The sequence below is a fragment of the Cuneatibacter sp. NSJ-177 genome, from assembly GCF_022867805.1.
Lineage (GTDB): Bacteria > Bacillota > Clostridia > Lachnospirales > Lachnospiraceae > Pseudolachnospira.
On record NZ_JALIFO010000015.1, the window covers coordinates 97,933 to 118,246 of the forward strand.

Here is a 20,314-nt window from a genome sequence, read left to right on the forward strand (position 1 = left end):
TCAATTTTTCAGCCTGGGATCCAGCGCATCCCGAAGACCGTCGCCCAGCATATTGAGGGAAAGAACGGCCAGCATGATCGCAATGCCCGGAAACATAACCAGATGAGGAAAGTCGCGGATATAATTCCGGCCGTCGGCCAGCATAGCGCCCCACTCCGGCGCCGGTGGCTGAACGCCGAGTCCGATAAAACTGAGGGAAGCCGCTACCAGGATTGCCGTCGCCACGCCCATGGTGGCCTGAACAATGGTCGGCGCCATGGCGTTTGGTATCATGTGCCGGAAGATAATCCGTCCGTCCCGCGCATTGACCGACCGGGCCGCCTCCACGTACTCCATGTCCCGGATATTCAGCATGGACGCCCGCATCATCCGGGCGTAGCCGGGCACGGAGGAAATGCTGAGTGCAATGATGCAGTTCCGAAGCCCCGGCCCCAGGGTAGCGGAGACGGCGATGGCCATCAGCATGCCGGGGATGGACTGAAATACGTCCAGAACACGCATCAGAATCATGTCCAGTTTCCCGCCGTAGAAGCCGCAGAGCGCACCGAGGCTGACGCCGGCCACAAGACTCATGGCCACGGCTGCGATTCCGATGGAAAGCGAATAACGAGCGCCGTAGAGAATCCGGCTGAAAATATCCCGTCCCAGATTGTCTGTGCCGAACCAGTGTTCCCGGCAGGGCCCTAAAAATGTATGGTAGAGATCCTGCTTATCATAGGCGTAGGGCGCAATGACAGGCGCCAAAATCGCCAGGATCGCCATGACGCCGATCAGAATCAGCCCGGCCACAGCCATCTTATTCCGGATCAGCTGCTTCCAAGTCAAGGCCAGCATGCTTTCCTTTTTGCCTGCATTGGCCGGAGCGCCCTTTCCTTTCTTCGCTGTCTTTCTTGCCATGTCATTTCCCTCCTTCCGCCGCGGCTTTTTTCGGTCTGGCTTTCCTGGACTGGTACTGCGCCCGGATTCTCGGATCCACAAAAGCATAGAGCAGATCCACGACCAGCATAATAATTCCAAAAATCACGGCCACGTACAGGACGCTTCCCTGGATGGCCGGGTAATCCCGGTTCTTGATGCCGGACACCATATAGGTGCCGATTCCCGGAATCGAAAATACGGTTTCCGCGATCATTGCGCCGCCGAGCTGGATGCCAAACATGGTTCCCACCTGGGTGATGATCGGGATCAAGGCGTTCATCAGGGCATGCCAGTAAATCACCTTCCACTCCACCTGCCCCTTGGCGCGGGCCGTCACCACATAGTCCTGACGGATTACCTCCAACATGCCGGATCTTGTCTGGCGGGCGATGGAAGCGCAGCCGCTGAGCCCGATGGACAGGCAGGGCAGGATATAATACTGAGGGCCTCCGATGCCTGTGGCCGGAAGCCAGCCGAGACGCAGGGCAAAGGCCAGGGAAAGCATCAGGCCGACCCAAAAGCCCGGCATGGAGATACCGACCAGGGCTGCCATCATTGCCGCATTGTCCTTCCAGGTAAATTGGTTGACCGCGGCCACGATGCCGAGGGGAAGCCCGATCAGGACGGCAATCACAACGCTGATGGCCGCGACGCGGAAGGTGTAAGGGAACCGCAGTCCGATCTCCTCCCCGACGTTTCTCCCGTTGATATAGGATTCTCCCATGTCAAAGTCGATAAAGACCTGTTTTACGTACCGGACAAAGCGGACCACATATCCATCGTTCAGTCCCAGGTCTTCCTGCAGCGCGGCGATCTCCGCCTCGGAAGCATCCGTTCCCAATATGATGCGGGCCGGATCGCCGGGAGTAAAATACATGATGGTAAAGATCAGCCAGGTCACCCCTAAGATAACCGGGATCATCAGCAGCAGCCGTTTGACGATATATCGAATCATGCTTCCTTCTCCTTTCTCGTTTTGATATAAAGTTACGTGTCAATTCCGCTCTTCCACAAGCTTGGTGCTGTCAATATAGCATTGCTTTTCCAAATTGTATAATTCCATTTTTCTTGACTACATATTTCAAATCTGTGATATTTATCTCATTTCCGTTTTGTTTTGAAACGAATTTTGGTTTTATTTATTATTTTCAGCGATATCTTGGTTTTATTTTCAGTATTTCAACTTTTAAAAGCAAATATTGTCTATGTTTTATGATATATTCTCATCTTTTCATCTTTTCGCCAACTATTATTTTTTCAGATTGACTTTTTCAGAATTGTATTTTATACTGTCCACGTAATGAATTTGAATTTTAGTTTGTCGTTTCTATAGGAGGCTGCCATGCAATTTATTCAACTGCGCTATTTTGAGCGCGTAGCCGCATACCAAAGTATTTCGAAAGCAGCGGAGGAGCTGCACATGTCCCAGCCTGCCCTGAGCAATTCAATCCGGCGTTTGGAGACGGATTTGGGCTACCCCCTGTTTAACCGCGTGGGCCGCCAGATTATCCTGAACAACAATGGAATGCGTTTCCTGGAAATCGCGAAAAACATTCTTTCCTACCTGAATCAGTGCACCCTCGCCGAACCGCGCTCCAGCTATCAGCCGGCCGGGACCATCCATATCGGCCTCTACGCCAATGTGAACGACATCGTCATGGCCGCCAACAATTACAGCCGGATCAATCACAACGCGCAGTTTCAGTTTCATACTACAAGAGAAGTTACCCCCCCCCCCAAAAAAAAATTACATTCGTCGGACATTTCTTACCCCGCCGCTTATCATCCACAGCTTCCCGATAAGAATTCCGACTTTGTCGTGGAATCTCTGCCGGACCAAAAGACCCTCGAAAAACCACACATTTTTCTCGGAACGTCCAACCTCTGCGCCGTCGTATCACGGATGCACCGGCTGGCCAGCGCCAATATCCTGCAGCTGAGCCAGCTCCAAAATGAGCTGTTCTGTTTCCTGCTGAACAAAGACGGCCAGCCGGAACGCGCCTATTATAACTGCCTGAAAGCCGGTTTTGTGCCCAACGTCCGTTTCCTGGTGGATCAGCACGCCGCCAAACATTTTGTCATTGCCCGCGGGAATGCCGTCGGCTTTGTCTATAGTTCTGACCTTCATTTTTTAAATTCCGATCTGGTGGCCATCCCTTTGCAGGATGACTTTCTCCAAAATCTTGACCAGGTGATTTACTGGAAAAAACAAGATCCCAATTCACCGGCCGCCTCTGATTTTTGGAATTATCTGCTGGATCTCTACAAGCAAAAACCCTCGTAACACCTGCCTGAAAGCGACCGTGTCCTCCGCTCTTCCACGAGCCAAACCTACGATCATCAATCAGGAGGATAACACATGAGATTTCAAGACAAAGTGGCCGTCATCGCAAGCGGCGGCACCGGCGCGGGTCTTGCCTGCGCCAGGCGCTTCCTGTCGGAAGGCGCCCGCGTCGCGCTCTACGGGGACACCGAGGAACTCCAAAAAGAAGCCCTCGAACTGGAAGCCTCGTATCCCGGCCGTCTGCTTGCCATCCGGATTCGGGACTACCGGAACCGGGAAGAATTGACTGCAGCCGCCCGAAAGGCTTTAAAAGAATTCGGCACCGCGGATATTCTGGTCACCGCCATCACCACAAAACCCAAAAACGCTCCGGAGGAGGACGAAGAGGAATACCAACGGATCCTCCACACCATCTTGGACGGCGCCCTCTACTCGGTCCAGCCTTACATGGACACCCTGATCAACAACCGTTACGGCCGGATCGTCCTGATTTCGTCTCTGGCCGGCCGCACCAACGTCCCCGGAGCAAGCCCGGCCTATGCCGCCGCCCATGCCGGACTCGGCGGCATGGCGAGAAATATCGGCTGTACCATGGGGATTTACACCATCACCGCCAACTGCATCGCAGCGGGCGCCCTGGAAGATGGTTCCTACGACGACTGCGCTCCCGGCGCCTGCGACGGCCGGATTTCCGGACGGGAAAAAGGACGGCTTTCGGACGTCGCCGCTGCCGTGGAGTATCTGGCGGCCGATCTGGCCTCCTGGACCACCGGGGAAACCTTGGATTTAAACGGCGGCCGGTTCATGACCTGAAAAATGGCGGAAGGAATGAGGAGGAAGACACATTGAAAAAATTAGAAAATCGAGTGGCCGTTTTTATCGGCGGAGGCTCCGCCGTGGCGTCTGTCGCGTTAAAATATTTTATCGCCGAAGGGGCGAGCGTCTTGCAGGTGGATGTGGCGGAACCATATTTTGAACGGACCAGAGATATCCGCGAAGAGTTCCCAAACCGGATCCACACCTTTCTTGGAGCCTGCACCAGCCAGGAAGATATGGATCAAGCCATGGCGGCCTGCGAAGAGCAGTTCGGCCGGATCGACATCGTCTGTAATTTTGCCGGCTTCCACGGCGCCGGGGACGTCACATCTGTTTTAAAAAGTCAGTGGGACCTGGCCATGGACGTCACCTGCCTTGGCATCTACCGTTCCACAAAAGCGGCGTTCCCTTATCTGAAAAAGAACCACTACGGCCGGATCATGAACTTTGCCTCCATCGGCGGCCGGGCCAACCGGGGCGTCAGCATCACCTATGCCGCCTCCAAGGCGGCTGCCATCGGGCTGACACGGTCTTTGGCCCTGGAACTTGCCCCTTATGGAATCACCGTCAACAGCATGGCTCCAGCCTCCCTCGACACCTCGGCATTTGAGCGGATTCCGGAGCATGGCTCCATTCCCCATGAGCCGCCGAAAGGCGCTTTGACCGGCGGGCCCGGCGCCACGCGGGGCGGCTCCTTTATCCCGGACCGGCCTCTTGCCACCCTGGACGAAATCGCCCATGCACTGATCTTTCTGTGCAGCGAAGACTCGGCCTTCTTGACCGGAGACTGCCTGGATATCAACGGCGGCCAGTTTATGCAGCCTTAACCGAATAAAAACCAGTGGTTACATCTGAAACGAATAGAGGAGAAAAAGATGCGATTAGAACATAAGGTGGCCGCCGTGGCAAGTTCCGGCGGTTCGATCGGAAAAGCCTGCGCACAGGCTTTGCTGAAAGAAGGCGCAAAGGTAATCCTGCTGAGCAAGAATCCCAGCGATTTTTCCGAATTCCAGGAAAAGGAACAGCCCTTTTTAGGCCTCCCGGTCAAAGATTTTACCGATGAAGAGGAAATAAAAGAAAAGGCAGCCGAAGCCGTTGAAGCGTTCGGTTCCCTCGACGTGATCGTAAACTCCATTACCGCCGTCCCGGAGGAGGGCGTCTGGAACGAAATTCCGGAGGAAAGCTGGCGGGAAACCTTCACCCAGATTTTGACCGGAAATCTGATTCCGCTCAAGTATTTGGTCCCTTCCCTGGTTGAAAAAGAGTCCGGACGCATCGTGATCGTCTCGGCTCTCCCCGGAAGAACCGGCGTGCCCGGCTCCCAATTTGCCTATACAGCCGCCCATGCCGGACTGGGAGGGATGGTGCGCAATATCGCTACGGTCTTCGGAAAACACTCCATCACCTGCAATGGAATCGCGGCCGGACAAATTGAAGGGCAGGCCATTGATCCGGGAGCCGAAGGAAGCCTTGCCGGCATCCTGAAAGAAAAAACCATTGGCACGGCCCAGGACGTGGCGAACGCCGTCTTGTACCTGACCGATGAGCACGCAGCCTGGAATACCGGCGAAACCCTGGACTTAAACGGGGGCCGGTACATGGTATAGAAAGAGGAGGAATCCATGAAACGATTGGAAAACAAGGTAGCTGTCTTTGTCGGAGGCGGGTCCGCGGTGGGCTCCGTGGCTCTCCGGGCTTTTTTGGAGGAAGGGGCCAAGGTGGTCCTGGTGGATATCGATGAGAAATATTTTGAGCGGACCGAAGAAATTCGCCGGGAGTACGGAGAAGAGCGGGTGCGGACGATTCTTGGAGCCTGCACGGACCAAAGAGAGATGGACCGGGCCATGGCTTTTGCCATTCAGGCCTTCGGCCGACTCGATATCCTGCTCAACATCGCAGGTTTTCACGGCTCCGGCCATATTCACAACATCGAACCCCGCCAGTGGAATCTGGCGCTGGACGTCACCTGCTCCGGCGCTTACCGCGCGTCAAAAGCGGCTTTTCCCTATATGAAGGCGCAGGGAAGCGGCCACATCGTCAACTTTGCATCCCTCGGCGGCCGGGGCAACCGCAGTGTGGCCATCTCCTACGCCGCCTCCAAAGCCGCCTGCATCGGCCTGACCCGCGCCATGGCCATGGAGATGGCACCTTACGGCGTCCATGTGGTCTCCTTTGCTCCGGGCACCCTGGATACCAAGGAGTTTGCCCGGATTCCGGAGAAGGGCTCCACCGGTTTTAAACTCCCTCCCGGAGGGATCCCCGGTATGCCCGGCTACACCGGCCCGCTCCTTTACGTCGGCCAGTCCGTGATCAAGGACCGTCCCGTGGCCGACCTGACGGAAATCGCCTACGCCTTGGTCTATCTGTCCAGCGATGAGTCCGATTATCTAACCGGAGACTGTGTGGACATGAACGGAGGAATCCTGATGCAGCCCTGAGTGAAAAGGCAGTGCACCAAAAAAACGGAGACAGATCACTTTATCGTCATCTGTCTCCGGCCTCCATTGTCAGGCTGCCGCTTTCCTCATGCTAACGGCCTGTATCTTCTTTTTTGCGCACTCCGTTTAGAACTTCCCCGCACAGTACCTGGCTCACTTTCTTATCCCTCGCCAACAAAACCCGGTCGCAGATTCCCTTCAAGTTTTCCAGCGCATTGGCCGATATCACCAGGCAGAACCCGTCCTCCGCCAGGCTTCGGAAATACTCTGTCAGAGTCGCCCGCTCCGCCAGCGGAATCCGGAGCAGCGGGTTTTCCAGCAGCAGGACCCGCGGCCGCGTCAGCGCCCAGCGGTAAATCGAAAGCAGCTTTCTCTCAAACAGCCGCAGTTCTTCCACCTCCGTGACCTCTTCTTCCAGCTCAAAGCGAGTTTTGAATTCCTGCAAATAAAACTGCTTCATCCGCTCCGGCAGCACGCCGAAACGGGGTTTCACCAACCGGCTTGCGACCAGCGCAATGTTGGCCCCGATTGATAGGGAATGGAGCAGCGATTCCTCGCTATTTTCCGAAATATACACCAGATCATGGGGGCCCAAATCCATGGGCCAGCTCCAGCCGTTTTCCCTTAAAAGGCCTTCGATATAGTCCGGCATCGGTTCCTCCAGGCTCCAGGAGGCATCGCAGATCCCCAGGATCTCTCCTTGCTGAACCGGAAGCGTTCCTCCCCTGTTTATTTCCAGCTCCGGGGCGGCCATGCGGCCGGCCGCCTGATCCCTCTGCACTGCCTCCAGCCCCATTAAATAGGAAAGAACCGCCTGTTCCTCGATTTCTTCCCGATAAAAAACCTTTCGCACGCTGCCGTTTCGCAGCAGCGCCGCCCGGTCCGACATACGGATCAGCAGATTGGGTAGGCGGCTGAAAACCAGCACGCTGCACCCTGCCTCCCGAATTTTTTCCAAGGAAGGCCGGTAACGTTCCAAATCCTGCTCACTGTAAGAACTTTCGGTACAGTCAAAAAGTACCAGGGAAGATTCTTGCAGCCGGGCCAATACCAGCCACAGAAGGCATTGATCCAGGCCGGACAACTGCGACACCAGCGTGTCCGCCTTGCACCTGAGACCGATCCAGGCCATCTGTTCTTCCAGGCGGCGGCGAAACGCTCTTTTTCCTCCGGAGATTTTTCCCAAAATACTTTGGAGATTTTCTTCCACCGTCAAACTTTTACAAAACCCTGCCCCATTGTCAATGCAGACCACAGACTCCATCCCAAAGTTTTTTTCTGGGACCGGCCTTCCTTCGACAAAAAGTTTTCCCCCGGAAATCTCACATCTGCCAGTCAAAAGATCTTTTAGCACCATCATGCCGGACCAGACTCCTCCCAGCATGAAAACCATCTCTCCATGGCGTAGATTAAAATGAAACCCTTCCAAAGCCGCCATCGTCGGATCATCCGGGCGGACCCGGACATTCGTCATTCTCAAATATTCTTCCATCGCATGTCACACCCGGTACTGTCCCCGGCTCTCCTCATCCACCAACGGAATCAAAACCTCAACGTCCGTTCCCATCCCCGGCGTGCTGGTGATGTGCAGGCCGCAGGGCTCCCCGAACAGCAGGCGCAGCCGCTGATTCACATTGTACAGGGCGATCCCGGTTTTCTTTTCGTTTTGCATTGGCGGAGGTGCCTCATTGTAAAAGCGGCGGTTCAGTTCCGCCAACTGATTCTCCTCGATTCCGACGCCGTCATCGGAAATCACAACGTGAAGCAGCGCGCCGTTTTTTTCGATCCGGATCCGGATGGTCCCCTTTCCCTTTTTCTTTTCCAGACCATGATACAGGGCGTTTTCCACCAACGGCTGAAATGTCATTTTGGGGAGGTAGTAACCCATCAGGCTATCGTCCTCACAGTGGATCGCCAGGGAAAATCGATCCTCAAACCGGTAATGCTGAATCGAGAAATAATCTTGCACATTTCCGATTTCCTGGGCCACCGGCACCAGATCTCCTTGATTCCGGATACTGTAACGGAAAAAGCGCGACAGCTTTCCCGTCATATCCGCAATCTCATCCGCATGGATTTCCAAAGCCTGGCTGCGGATCGCGTCCAGTGTGTTGTAGAGAAAATGCGGATTGATCTGGTTTTGCAGCACTGCGAATTCCATATTCGCCTGCAGCGCCTCGTATGAATTCTCTTTTTTCAGGGAATGCCTCATCCGCTCCACGCTCTCCGTCAATTCCTTCGGAACATCCTTCCCGTCCTCCGGGTGCTCCAGCCAGCGAAAGAACGCGTCGTACACTTTTTTCTGTTTCCGAAAATCCAGATAGCGCATCACCAGGACCAGGCAGAGCAAAAACAAAAACAGATTCAAAAGAGCCAGCAGATCCTCCCGGCGCTGGACAAAAAACAGGATAAAGATTGTCAGCACCAGCGTCAACAGACCGTAGGAACACCAGTCAAACCAATCATCCGGCCTTTTCTTCAAGCTTCCCTTCCCCCTTTGTAATAGAGCTTCCTGTATTCTCCAGGGCGAATGCCAACTTCTTTTTTGAACACTTTACAAAAATACTTGTCCTCCGCATAGCCCACGCTGACCGCGATCTCGTAATTCGTCTTCTGAGTCGTTACCAGAAGCTCCTTGGCCGCGGCAAGACGCACCGCCGTCAAATAGTCGGTAAACGTCCGCTTCTCGAATTTTTTAAAGTTGGTGCTGAAATAGGCTGGACTGAGCCCCACCACCTCCGCGGTCTTTTCCAGGGTGATCGGCTCCGCATAATGCTCATTGATATAGGCTTTGGCCAGACGGATCGGCAGCTTCTCCCGGTTGCTCATCTCCTGACGGATCTGATCCAGGAAATGACAAGCTGCCTCCTGAAATCCGGTCCAAACCGCGTCCGTTCCTGCTTCCTGGTCTAAGATGCGTTTCTTCTCCGTCTGAAACTCCTGCAAAAATTTCTCTGCTTCGCAGGAAGCCGCATACTCTTTCATCCACTCCGCCAGCAAATCTCCGGTATCCATGAGGACGTCCGGGGACATCGGCGGTTTTCTGTGAAAAATATCATCCAGGCTTTTAAACCAAGCCGATAGCCCCTCCGGATCCATCGCCTCCAGCAATGCCATGAACTCCTTCTGCTTTGTCGGCGTCAAGACCATGTCTGATCGCACGCTGGAAAAACTTAGGCGCTGCGCATCAAAGATTTGATTGGCCCCCAGGACCAGGCGGGACTGTTCGGCCCGGAAAGCCTCCCTGGCGGAAGCCTGCAGACCGGCAAGGGACCCGGCAGCCGGTCCGGCTCCGATGCTGACCCAGGCGCAGCCAAACAGCTCCGCCGCCTCCTTCATATCATAGAGGAGAGTCCTCAGACGGTTCCGGATCGCTTCCGGCTCATTTCCCGGAAAATTCAAAATAACACCGATGCCCTGGCATACCGACTCAACGCAGAGATGAAACGAATCCTCCTCCGGAAAAATCCGCTTCACCGCCTCTTGAAACTTCTGGGCCAGCAGCAGGTTGATCTCCTGCTGCAAATCCCGGTCTGTGCGCAGAAATAAAACTTGAAAACAAGGGTAGAGAAAGCTTTTCTGGTATGCCGCCTCCAATTTTTCTTCGGTATCCGGAAAATCCGTTCCCTGGTCAAACAAGTTTTCAAACATCCTTGCCCGGTGGCCCAGTTCAATCTTTTCGTTCAACTGACGCAGCTCGTTTTCCGTGTCGTCCTGCCGGTGCTTCCGGTTCAGCATCCCTACGATCTTCTCCAAAACACTGTTGAGCTGCTCCCCGTCGATGGGTTTTAACAGGTAGTCGATTACGCCGTATTTCAGGGCGCTGTAAGCATACTCAAAATATTTATAACCGCTAATGATCACAAAAGCCGCCGAGATTCCCAGTTCCGCGGTCCGGCGGATCAGCTCCAGACCATCGTAGACCGGCATCCGCACATCCGTCAGCACGATATCCGGCCGCAGCGCCTGGATCTGATTGAGCCCTTCCTCCCCGTCTGCGCAGACTGCGGCCACCTCGATGCCAAACCGCTCCCAATCTCCCAATTCCAGAATCAAATTACATATTTTTCTTTCGTCATCCACAATGATCGCTCGGTACATCCATTCCCTCCCCTTTGTCTTTCAGCTCCTTCTCTTCCACATGACACGGACGCTTTCCAGCGCCAATGTGCCGAATATCACAACGCCCCGGATGAAATCCGCGTAATAGGGCGACAAATTCAATAGATTTAATCCATTGGACAGCACGCCGATGATCAGGCAGCCCAAAAATGCGCCGATCAAATTGCCGCGCCCCCCTGTCATGGAGATCCCGCCGATTGCCAGAGCGGAGAGAGCCATCATCTCCAGATCCAAACCATTGGTGGACACCGCCGCTCCGAGACGTCCGGTCAGGACAATGGCGGACAGCGCATACAGGCATCCGGCCAGCACAAAATTCATGATGACAATCCGCTCCACAGGGATGCCCGCCTTTCTGGCATGCTCCGCCTGCTCTCCCACCGCATAAACTCGGTGGCCGTAGATGGTGCCAGACAGAACAAAATGAAAGATCAGAAACAAAAGAACCGTCAAAATCACTGGTACCGGCAGGTTTCCCAGTTTCCCTGCTCCGAGAAAATTAAAGGTATCCGGCAGCCCGCTTAAGGTCCTGCCCCCCGATACCGCCGCCGCAATGCCCTTCACCATGATGGAGGTGGTTAACGTCAGGATAAATGACGACAGCCGCAGCTTGGCCACACAAAATCCATTGAAAAGGCCCACCAACGCACCGAGACCGATGCCGGCCAGCATGACAACCGGCACAGGCACTCCGCCAATCAAAAGTTTTCCGCAGCAGACTCCAACCAGAGCCAGCACGGACCCGCCTGAAATATCAAAGTGGCCGCCGATCAGCACAAAAGTCAGTCCCACCGCCAGGATCGACATGGCGGCGGTCTGCGTCATAATGTTGATAAAATTCCGCAGAGAAAAAAACTGCTCTGCCTGCAAAGAAAAGAAAAGACCCAAAAGACAGAGCATCAGCCCGGCCGGCAAATGGGGCCGGAAGCGCTCCCACACTTTTTCCATCCAATTTTTCCCTTCTCTGGTCTTCATCGAATTTCCTCCGCCCATATCCCGTATTCCCGAAATTCCTCGCTGTCAATATTGTCCGCCGTGATGGTAAACAGCGGATACGGATAAAACTTTTCTTCCGGGAGCGTCCCATCCTCCCAGTATTCTATAATCATATCCACGGCCACCCTTCCCATCCCGATCGGGTTTTGGGAGATGCAGGCGTCCAGATAGCCGTCCCGGATCGCTTTTAAGGATTCCGGCGCGCCGTCCGCCGACACCAGTATGATGTGCCCCTCCTCACCGGCTGCAAACAGGCGGTCCGACCGGCGCATAGCCTGGAGCGCCCCTTGGGCGTTGGTATCGCCGGAGCACCAGACCGCGTCGATCAGCGGATTGGCCTGGAGAATGTCAATCATCACGTCCTGCGCCTTGTCCAACTGAAGATTTCCGTTCTGCCTCGCCACGATCTCAATATCCGGGTATTTTTCCAATTCTTCCGTAAATCCGCGGGTCCGGTTGGTGCCGGAGGTTGTCGTCAGGGAGGCCATCAGATCCACGACCTTTCCCCGGTATTCTCCGTACCGCTCCTTGAGGGCTTCCGCAATATAGCGGGCGGCCAGGCGGCCCATCTCCACGCTGTCCGATCCGATCCAGCATTTCACCGCATCTGTATCCGCGCTGGTGTCAATACAAAAAACCGGAATTCCTTTCCCGTCGATCTCTTCGATAATCGGCACGAAGGCTTCCGTATCCAGCGGCTCCACCAACACCGCATCCACATCCTGAATCAAAAAATCCATAATCTGATTGACCTGCACCTGCCCGTCCCCATTGCACTCGGACACGATCAGGCGGACTCCCCGCTCCTCGGCCCGGTCCCGGATTCCCTGGGCAAGGCCAATCATAAACGGGGAACGCATGCCGTTGATGGACACACCGATCGTAAACCCCGCCTCTTCCGTGTCCCGGTGGCAGCCAGATAACAGCAAAATCAGAAGCAAGAGCAGAAGGAAACGAATTTTTTTCATCTGGTCCTCTCCTCTATATTTAGAAATGATATTAGGTATTATATCAAAGATGATGACAAAAGTCCAACCAGAAGCTCAAAATTCCCCTGACGCCCAAAGCGCATACGTCTCCGGACATCAGGGGGATTTTCTTTTTCCATTGTCTTTCCTTATTTGGCTTTTGCCGCCTTCGCTGCTTCCCGTTTTGCTTTCCATCTCTTATAGGTCTGGGTCTGAGTGGTAAACATAAACACGATCAGCAGAAACAAAATCAAGGAAATCGGGCTGGTAAAGATGCTTCCCAGCATTCCGAACACGCCCTTCTTCAGCATAACGCCGCGGCGGTAGTTTTCCTCCAGCAGTTTGGTCAGGATGATGCCCAGCACGCAGGGTGCGACCGGATAGTCATACCGTTTCAGGAAATATCCCAACACACCGAAGCCGAGCATCCAGAAAATATCATACAGGCTGTTCTGGATCGCATAAGCGCCCACCACCGAAAGGATAATGATCAGAGGCAGCAGGATTCCGCGGGGAATCTCCACGATCTTGGTGAAAATCTTGACACCGGTCAATCCGAAGATCACCAGGAAGATGCTGGCGATCGTCAGGCAGCTGACGATCAGATAGAACAGATCCGGAGTCGTGGTCATCAGATTCGGGCCGGGCTTCAGGCCGTGAATCGTCAGAGCGCCGATCATAACCGCAGTAACCGCATCGCCGGGAATTCCAAGAGTCAGCATCGGGATGAAAGCGCCGCCGATGGCCGCATTGTTGGCGGATTCCGGGGCGACCAGGCCTTCCACTGCGCCTTGTCCGAAAGGCACTTCCGGATTTTTCACGGTACGTTTTGCCTGGTCATAGGTCAAAAGCGCTGCGATATCTCCGCCGGCTCCCGGCAGAGCCCCAACCACTACGCCGACCAGGGAAGAGCGGAGGGTCAGAGGAATATACTTTTTAATCGTATCCAGAGACGGAATAATCTTTTTCACATCCTGTTTCACCGGTTTTGCGTCTTTCATCGTAATCTGGATCAACGCTTCTGATACACCGAACAGGCCGATCATCGCCACCACGTAGTTTACGCCGGGCAGAAGATAAGTAATGCCATAGGTAAACCGGGGAGTGGAGGTCATCGTATCCATCCCGACCGTGCCCAATAGCACGCCGATGGCGGCTGCAATCAGACCGCGGAAGATGGATTTCGTACCCAGGCTTCCGACCATCATCATACCCATGAGGCCCAAAAGCAGGTAGTCAACAGAGGAAAACTTTAACGCCAGCTTCGATACCAGCGGAGCAAAGCAAGCCAGTGCCACAACACCGATCAGCGTTCCGATAACGGACTGTGTCGTGGCAATTCCCATTGCCCTTCCGGCCTCGCCCTTCTGAGCCATCGGATAACCGTCCAGAGCCGTTGCAACTGCGGCCGGAGCACCCGGAATGTTGAGCAGGATGGCGGAACGGGAGCCGCCGTATACGGCGCCGACAAAGATACCGATCATCAAAGCGATCGCAGACTGGGTTTCCCAGCCAAAAGTAAACGATACCAAGAGGGACACGGCCATTGTCGCCGAAAGTCCCGGAATTGCGCCGATGTAAATACCGGCAAAGCATCCGACCGCCACAAAGACCAGCAGAATCGGATTCGTAAACGGAACCAACAGATACTGTAAAACTTCCATGAATCTCTCCTCCTTATGGCAGCACTACACTGAACAGGTAACTGAACACCAGCAAAATGAACGCCATGCAGAGCGCTGTCCAGAGAATATTTTTTATGTAACCTTTTCTCATCAGGTAACTCATGCTGATCCAGAGGAACACCGGGGTCATCCAGACGAAACCGATACCGATCTGCATCCCGACACAGTACAGAACAATCAAGATAAAGACCACCAAAACATCCAGCGGAAACATATAACCAACCGTTTTTTTCGCGGCTTCTCCGAAAGACAGTCCGGTATTTTCGGTCTTCTTTTTCCGGTCTGATATCAAAATCGCCAGAGAGAAAATTACAATCATGGCACTGACAAACAGCGGCACGGCTCCATAGGAAGAAGCTCCCGGCTCCTGCTGGTACAATTTCCACGATTCATAAAGGAAATAGCAGCCAAACAAAAGCAAAAATACAGAAAAGCCCTTTTCTCCCGGTTTATATAAGTTTTCTTTTTTCTCCTCCATCTTATCAACCTCACCTTACCGGGCAGATATGCCTCGGCTTTTTAAAAGACATCCCTCAGGCGACACCCCTTCATCCAGATATCCCCATGGACGCGTTTCCAGGATAAGATATGCCACCCGGCGGCAACTTGCCGTGAGGTGGCATACCTGATCTCCAGCAGAATCGACTCTGCTTTTTGTTACTCTAAGCCCAGATCAGCTGCGGTCTTGTCAATCGCTCCGCTCTTATTCAGGGCGTTGATGGTATTCAGCTGCCAATTCTTCATGTATTCTTTTGCTTCGCTGCCGGTCAGGCCCAGAGCGTTCACGTTCGTGTTCGCCAGCTGCTCCTGATAAGCGGGATCCTCATAAGCCTTCTTGAAAGCTTCGCCCAGTTTGTCGATGATCGCCTGGTCGGTTCCCTTCTTCACGAATACGCCGTAGAACGGGCCCCAAGGCATATACTGCTCAAAATCCGGATATTCCGCGGTGATCAGCGGAACCTCAGGCATCGCCGGAGCGGGCTCTTTCGAGAACATGCACAGGAAGTTCAGCGTGCCAGCCTTGTAATCTTCAATGCCGGACTGAATCTTGCAGACCGTGAAATCACACTCGCCGCCGATAACAGCCGTCTTGGCAGCAGCGTCGCTGTCGTAAGGAACCTGGTTGAAGGTGGCGCCGGTCACAGCAGTGATAAAGGAGCCAACTTCCCAAGGCAGTCCGCCCTTACCGGTGGTGGAGATGGTCAGTTCGCCGGGTTTCTCCAGAGCCGCATTGATCAGCTCGGTAAAGCTCTTGTAAGGGGAATCCTTGCTGACCACGATACCTACTGTCTCGTCGCCGATCAGGAATACCGGTTCAAAATCTGCGTAAGTCAGATTCAGCAGATCCAGAGCGGTGTAGAGCTGAGGATTCTCAGCGCCCATCAGCAGCGTGTAGCCGTCCGCATCCTTGTCATATACATACTGGGTAGCGATGGTGCCGGTTGCTCCGGCCTTGTTCTCCACAACGATGCTCTTTCCAAGCTCTTTCTCTGCCAGAGTGGCCAGAGGACGCATCAGGTTATCGGTGCCGCCGCCTGCTCCCCACTGGATAATTCCGCTGACGTTCTTGGTCGGGAAATCCGTCTCACCGGCGGATGCCGCAGCCGTCGTTCCTGCCGCCGTCGTGCCGTCCGCAGCTGTCGTAGCTTCCGCGGTGGTCCCGGCGGGAGCTGCCGTCGTAGCCGCAGCCGTTGTAGTGCCGCTTCCGCTTCCGCAGCCAGCCAGCATAGAGCCGGCCATGCAGAGTGCCAATCCGGTTGCCAGTAACTTTTTCAGTTTCATGATATTCCTCCTCCTTTTAGAAAGATTGCTTTTTCCTTCTGAAATCATCTTAACGCAGTCTTAACAAAAAGGCAGTGGAAATATTTTTGATTTCGTGTCTTTTCATTTTTATATTAGCAAATTTTTAGGAACTATTATAAATCTTAAGGTGACAGACAAAAAGAGTGGGATCGGTATGGATTTTTATCCTTATCCCGCTTCCCGGAAAGATAACATGGTGTTCTTTGAAGCGCTGTAAATTGTCATTTTTCAAATCGTGAGATAAATTCAGCGTTTTTCAAATTAAATTGAGATTATTCTTTTAATATGCTAAAAAAAAGGAAGGGAGGGCAATGGATCCCCCTCCCTTCCTTTTTTGCGTGCGCAAGATCCTCCCCAACGAGGCGAGGGGGTCCTGAGCGGAGTGTTTCTCGTTTTACAGGAACTCTCTCTACCGTTCGAGAAATGCCTGAATGGCAAGGCCTATAAATTTAGAAGCCCCGGCTCCATATTTCTTGTCATTTCCTTCCACATATGCCGGATTGGATAGATAAAGCTCCGCCATCACAGCCCAGTAATTCTCCCCCATATCGGTTCCCCGATTGCATTCGCCGGTAAATGCGATCAGCTCGCCCACGATCTCCTGCACGTTGGGGGAAGCGGGGTCTCTGGACAGATCCTCGGTCAGCCGCCTGGTCAATGCCTCGGTCTTTTCCATCAGGCCGCTTACCTCGGACGGTGAAATCTTCGGTCCATGCTCCCCATCTGCCTGAGGATTTCATCCGTGTGGGTTTCTTTAAACTGTGCCAGTACGCGAAAATATTCTTTCATATCAAAAGGTTGAAATTCCATACACTTTTCTCCTTTTATCAGCCGGTCTAGGAGCCCCAGCAGAGAGTTCAGCCGGTCACGCTTCATCTGGATCAGCTCTCTTTGCTTTTGAAAGGCGGCTGCCTGATCAAATTCCGGGTTTCCCATAATTGCTTTGATTTCCTTCAAGGTAAAATCGAGCTCTTTGAAAAATAGAATCTGTTGCAAGGTCTCCAGAGCATGCTCATCATACAGCCGGTATCCTTTGTCCGTCAGCTCAGACGGCTTTAATAAGCCGATTTCATCATAGAATTGGAGCGTCCGCACGCTGATACCGGTCAGCGAGGAGACTTGTTTTACGGTCATCATGTCTGTTCACCTTCTTTCTGGATTGAGACTCGGCCCGCCACCGTCCCTGCCGGCTGGGAACGAAAGCCTTCCTTGTCTCTGATATTACTGTACACTATCACGATACGTGAGAGTCAAGGCTTTTTTGGAAAAGATTTTTTTACTCGGAATCCATTCGATAAACCAGTTCCACCTGTTTTTTATAGAAGGCAATTCCGATCTTCATAATCTGCGTCACGCCGGTATCCTTCATTCCGTATCCGTATTGCTTTCTGTCTATTTGCCTGAATGCTTCTTTCGACAATTTTTCCAACTTTCCCTGTATCTTCTCCTGCTGGACATTTTTCTCCCGCAGCCAATCAAAGTATGTGGAAGAATATTCGGAATAATAACCAAAAACATCCCAAAGGATAAATAGAGGTTCGTATGATGGATGAATCAGAGGAAAAAATCTCATACAATGAAATCACAAAAAGACGGATGATCCGTCATTCTTAATCATCCGTCCCTGTTTCTTATTCTGTTTCAAATGCTTCCCGCCGGAGCGTCTCCTCACGACGCCGCTATTCTCCGCTCGTCCCGTCTTACAGCCGGTGCACAAACAGCCCGCTGCGCAACTTCGGCTCGAACCAGGTGGACTTGGGAGGCATGATATTGCCGCTGTCTGCGATATCCATCAGATCCTCGATGGTGGTCGGATACATGGCAAAGGCAACGGCTTTTCCGCCGTCCACCAGGCGCACCAGTTCCTTTAGGCCGCGGATCCCGCCGATGAACTCGATCCGATCGTCGGTCCGCGGATCTCCGATGCCCAATACCGGAGTCAGCAGGTTTTTCTGGAGGATCGACACATCCAGCCGCCCCACCGGGTCGCTTTCCTCAAAGGTTCCTTCTTTCGCGCGGATACGGTACCAGCGGTGATTCAGGTACATTCCCATCGTGTGCTTTTCCGCAGGCTTCTCCTCTGACTCGACAGGCTCCACCGTAAAGGCTTCTTCCACCCTTTTCAGGAACTCCTCCTCGCCAAGCCCGTTCAAATCTGCCACCACCCGATTATAATCCCAGATGGAGAGCTCGCTGCTTGGAAACAACACGGCCAGGAAATAATTGAACTCCTCCTCGCCGGTATAGTCCAGGTGATTTTCCCGGCGCTTGATACCGACCTTGACCGCCGAAGCCGCCCGGTGATGACCGTCGGCGATATAGAAATCCGGAACCTTCCCGAACTCCTCTTCCAATTTCCCGATCACCGCCGCATCGTCCACCAGCCACACGGTATGGCGGATTTGATCCTCGGCCGTAAAGTCATAGACCGGCTCATGTTCCGCAGCCCATGCGTCGATCACATCTCCGATGGCCTTCTCCGAACGATAGGTGAGAAAGATCGGGCCTGTGTTGGCGTTGCAAACGTCCACATGATGAATCCGGTCCACTTCCTTCTCGGCGCGGGTCAGCTCATGCTTTTTAATGTGGTTGTTCAGATAGTCGTCGATGGACGCGCAGCCGACCAGGCCGGTCTGCACCCTGCCGTCCATTACCTGGCGGTAGATATAATAGCAGGCCGCAGTCTCCTGCCGGTAGACGCCGTCGTCAATCATTTTCTGCAGATTTTCCGCCGCTTTCTCATAGACCCGATGGTCATAGAGGTCGATGGAGGGATCCAGGTCCACCTCCGCCTTATCCACGTGGAGGAAGGAATAAGGATTTCCCTCCACCATCTGCCGGGCCTCCTCGCTGTTCATGACGTCATAGGGAAGCGCCGCCACCCGCTCCGCCAGTTCAGGCACGGGCCGGATGGCCGCAAAAGGTCTCAATACTGCCATATTTTAAATCTCCTTTTCTGCATGGAATTCTTTCGTAGCTCCCACGGCGGCCTACCGGGGACCTCCGGTTTTCCGAAACGCCTCCAAAAGTAAATCCATCTGAGGCGGGATCGCAATCGGCTCTCCGGCCGCTTTGATCGCATTGGCCACGTCCTTTAATCCGCTGCCGGTGACGATAGAGGTCACCGTGGCATCCGCCGGGATCAGTCCCTGCTCCACGGCTTTTTTCACGCCGGCCGTACCGGCCGCCCCGGCCGGCTCGGCAAACACGCCGCAGGTCCCAAGCAGGCGCATGGCGGCCAGAATCTCGTCGTCGGACACGTTGACCACAACGCCGTTTGACTCCCGGATCGCATTCAAAGCCTTATCCGGATTTCTGGGCACCCCCACCGCGATACTGTCCGCCAGTGTATTTTCCTCCATTGGCTCCCAGGGCCTCCCCTCGGCAACCGCCCGGTTCAGCGGACAGCACCCTTCGGCCTGAACGCTGATCAACCGGGGCAGGCGGTCGATAAAACCAGCCTCATATAGATCTTTAAAACCTTTAAAGACGCCGCCGATGGTGCAGCCGTCCCCCACCGAGACCGCCACATAGTCGGTCATCTGCCAGTGGAGCTGCTCGGCGATTTCCAGAGAGACTGTCTTTTTGCCTTCCATTAAATAAGGATTGATGGCTGCGTTCCGGTTATACCAGCCCCAGCGGTCGATGGCCTCCGCCGACAGGCGGAAGGTGTCCTCATAACTCCCCTGTACGCTGATCACATGGGCGCCGAACATCATCAGCTGGGCCACTTTTCCCTTTGGCGCCCGCTCCGGCACAAAGATATAGGTGGAAAATCCGGCCGCCGCCGCATTCCCGGCCAGGGAAGACGCCGCATTCCCCGTGGAGGAGCAGGCGATCGTATCCGCCCCCGCCTCCTCGGCCTTTACCACGGCCATGGCGGACGCCCGGTCTTTTAAACTTGCCGTCGGATTCACGCCGTCGTCCTTGATATAAAGTTTAGCCACGCCCAGCCGCTCGGCCAGGGCTTTCGCCTCATAAAAGGGAGACCAGCCCACCCGGAGCTTCGGACGGCTGCCGGTTCCCTCCACCGGAAGGAATTCCCGGTAACGCCACATGGAATTCTCCCGCCGCTCTTCTAATTGCTTTCTGGTCAGCTGGGAACGGATATAGGTATAGTCGTACTTGATATCCAAAATACCGCCGCATTTCCTGCAAGTCGTAATGCCGGGCAGAGCCTCATGCTCCGCACCGCAGCTGACGCAGACGGCCGAAATCACATTTTTCATCTTTCTCACGCTCCTTTTTTGCTGAACTGCCCGCCGGATAGACCGTTGTCCCCGG

The 20,314-nt window shown here is 54.0% G+C and carries 20 protein-coding genes; 5 read left to right on the forward strand and 15 right to left on the reverse strand.

Annotated elements, in window-relative coordinates:
* Together MUB23_RS18205 and MUB23_RS18210 are read right to left on the reverse strand one after the other, a co-directional pair.
* Positions 1-897, reverse strand: a complete 897-nt coding sequence (locus tag MUB23_RS18205; RefSeq protein WP_244802184.1) for an ABC transporter permease — start codon at positions 895-897, stop codon at positions 1-3.
* Position 898: 1 nt separating this feature from the next.
* Entirely contained in the window at positions 899-1,873 is a 975-nt protein-coding gene (locus tag MUB23_RS18210; RefSeq protein ID WP_244802185.1) for an ABC transporter permease, read from the reverse strand.
* A gap of 387 nt (positions 1,874-2,260) precedes the next feature.
* On the opposite strand from MUB23_RS18210, the gene MUB23_RS18215 reads away from it, so the two are divergent.
* The 5 genes from MUB23_RS18215 to MUB23_RS18235 all read left to right on the forward strand — a co-directional run bounded on the left by MUB23_RS18215 (position 2,261) and on the right by MUB23_RS18235 (position 6,456).
* Positions 2,261-3,202, forward strand: a complete 942-nt coding sequence (locus MUB23_RS18215; protein WP_244802186.1) for a LysR family transcriptional regulator — start codon at positions 2,261-2,263, stop codon at positions 3,200-3,202.
* 75 nt (positions 3,203-3,277) lie between these two features.
* Positions 3,278-4,015, forward strand: a complete 738-nt coding sequence (locus tag MUB23_RS18220; RefSeq protein ID WP_244802187.1) for an SDR family NAD(P)-dependent oxidoreductase — start codon at positions 3,278-3,280, stop codon at positions 4,013-4,015.
* A 32-nt stretch (positions 4,016-4,047) separates the two neighbouring features.
* Entirely contained in the window at positions 4,048-4,845 is a 798-nt protein-coding gene (locus MUB23_RS18225) for an SDR family NAD(P)-dependent oxidoreductase (RefSeq protein WP_244802188.1), read from the forward strand.
* Positions 4,846-4,893: 48 nt separating this feature from the next.
* Positions 4,894-5,625 carry an SDR family NAD(P)-dependent oxidoreductase gene (locus MUB23_RS18230; RefSeq protein WP_244802189.1) on the forward strand — a complete coding sequence of 244 codons (732 nt, stop codon included), beginning with the start codon at positions 4,894-4,896 and terminating at the stop codon, positions 5,623-5,625.
* Between the two features lie 15 nt (positions 5,626-5,640).
* Complete coding sequence (locus MUB23_RS18235; protein WP_244802190.1) at positions 5,641-6,456, forward strand: SDR family NAD(P)-dependent oxidoreductase; 816 nt, start codon at positions 5,641-5,643, stop codon at positions 6,454-6,456.
* Between the two features lie 91 nt (positions 6,457-6,547).
* Here MUB23_RS18235 and MUB23_RS18240 read toward each other — a convergent pair whose 3' ends face one another.
* From MUB23_RS18240 to thrC, 13 genes are all read right to left on the reverse strand, one after another.
* Positions 6,548-7,930, reverse strand: coding sequence for an ATP-binding cassette domain-containing protein (locus MUB23_RS18240; protein WP_244802307.1), 1,383 nt, complete (start codon positions 7,928-7,930; stop codon positions 6,548-6,550).
* A gap of 24 nt (positions 7,931-7,954) precedes the next feature.
* Positions 7,955-8,938 carry a sensor histidine kinase gene (locus MUB23_RS18245; protein ID WP_244802191.1) on the reverse strand — a complete coding sequence of 328 codons (984 nt, stop codon included), beginning with the start codon at positions 8,936-8,938 and terminating at the stop codon, positions 7,955-7,957.
* Positions 8,935-10,557 (reverse strand): response regulator transcription factor, encoded by a 1,623-nt coding sequence (locus tag MUB23_RS18250; protein WP_244802192.1) that lies wholly within the window; start codon positions 10,555-10,557, stop codon positions 8,935-8,937. The genes MUB23_RS18245 and MUB23_RS18250 overlap by 4 nt, the downstream gene beginning before the upstream one ends.
* 21 nt (positions 10,558-10,578) lie before the next feature.
* Positions 10,579-11,553, reverse strand: a complete 975-nt coding sequence (locus MUB23_RS18255) for an ABC transporter permease (protein ID WP_244802193.1) — start codon at positions 11,551-11,553, stop codon at positions 10,579-10,581.
* Positions 11,550-12,542: a sugar ABC transporter substrate-binding protein gene (locus MUB23_RS18260; RefSeq protein ID WP_244802194.1), complete on the reverse strand. Its 993-nt coding sequence runs from the start codon at positions 12,540-12,542 to the stop codon at positions 11,550-11,552. The genes MUB23_RS18255 and MUB23_RS18260 overlap by 4 nt, the downstream gene beginning before the upstream one ends.
* A 149-nt stretch (positions 12,543-12,691) precedes the next feature.
* Positions 12,692-14,206 carry a tripartite tricarboxylate transporter permease gene (locus tag MUB23_RS18265; protein WP_244802195.1) on the reverse strand — a complete coding sequence of 505 codons (1,515 nt, stop codon included), beginning with the start codon at positions 14,204-14,206 and terminating at the stop codon, positions 12,692-12,694.
* Between the two features lie 13 nt (positions 14,207-14,219).
* Complete coding sequence (locus MUB23_RS18270) at positions 14,220-14,705, reverse strand: tripartite tricarboxylate transporter TctB family protein (protein WP_244802196.1); 486 nt, start codon at positions 14,703-14,705, stop codon at positions 14,220-14,222.
* Positions 14,706-14,884: 179 nt separating this feature from the next.
* Complete coding sequence (locus MUB23_RS18275) at positions 14,885-16,009, reverse strand: tripartite tricarboxylate transporter substrate binding protein (protein ID WP_244802197.1); 1,125 nt, start codon at positions 16,007-16,009, stop codon at positions 14,885-14,887.
* 430 nt (positions 16,010-16,439) lie between these two features.
* A complete protein-coding gene (locus MUB23_RS19930; protein ID WP_330641940.1) occupies positions 16,440-16,706 on the reverse strand; it encodes a TipAS antibiotic-recognition domain-containing protein in 267 nt (88 codons plus the stop codon).
* A gap of 8 nt (positions 16,707-16,714) precedes the next feature.
* Positions 16,715-17,167 (reverse strand): MerR family transcriptional regulator, encoded by a 453-nt coding sequence (locus MUB23_RS19935; RefSeq protein ID WP_330641941.1) that lies wholly within the window; start codon positions 17,165-17,167, stop codon positions 16,715-16,717.
* Between the two features lie 139 nt (positions 17,168-17,306).
* On the reverse strand, positions 17,307-17,459 hold the full coding sequence (locus MUB23_RS18285) for a hypothetical protein (protein WP_244802198.1): 153 nt from the start codon (positions 17,457-17,459) through the stop codon (positions 17,307-17,309).
* A 271-nt stretch (positions 17,460-17,730) separates the two neighbouring features.
* Positions 17,731-18,969: a DUF1015 domain-containing protein gene (locus MUB23_RS18290; RefSeq protein ID WP_244802199.1), complete on the reverse strand. Its 1,239-nt coding sequence runs from the start codon at positions 18,967-18,969 to the stop codon at positions 17,731-17,733.
* A 51-nt stretch (positions 18,970-19,020) separates the two neighbouring features.
* Positions 19,021-20,259: a threonine synthase gene (thrC, locus tag MUB23_RS18295; RefSeq protein WP_244802200.1), complete on the reverse strand. Its 1,239-nt coding sequence runs from the start codon at positions 20,257-20,259 to the stop codon at positions 19,021-19,023.
* Positions 20,260-20,314 lie beyond the last annotated feature (55 nt).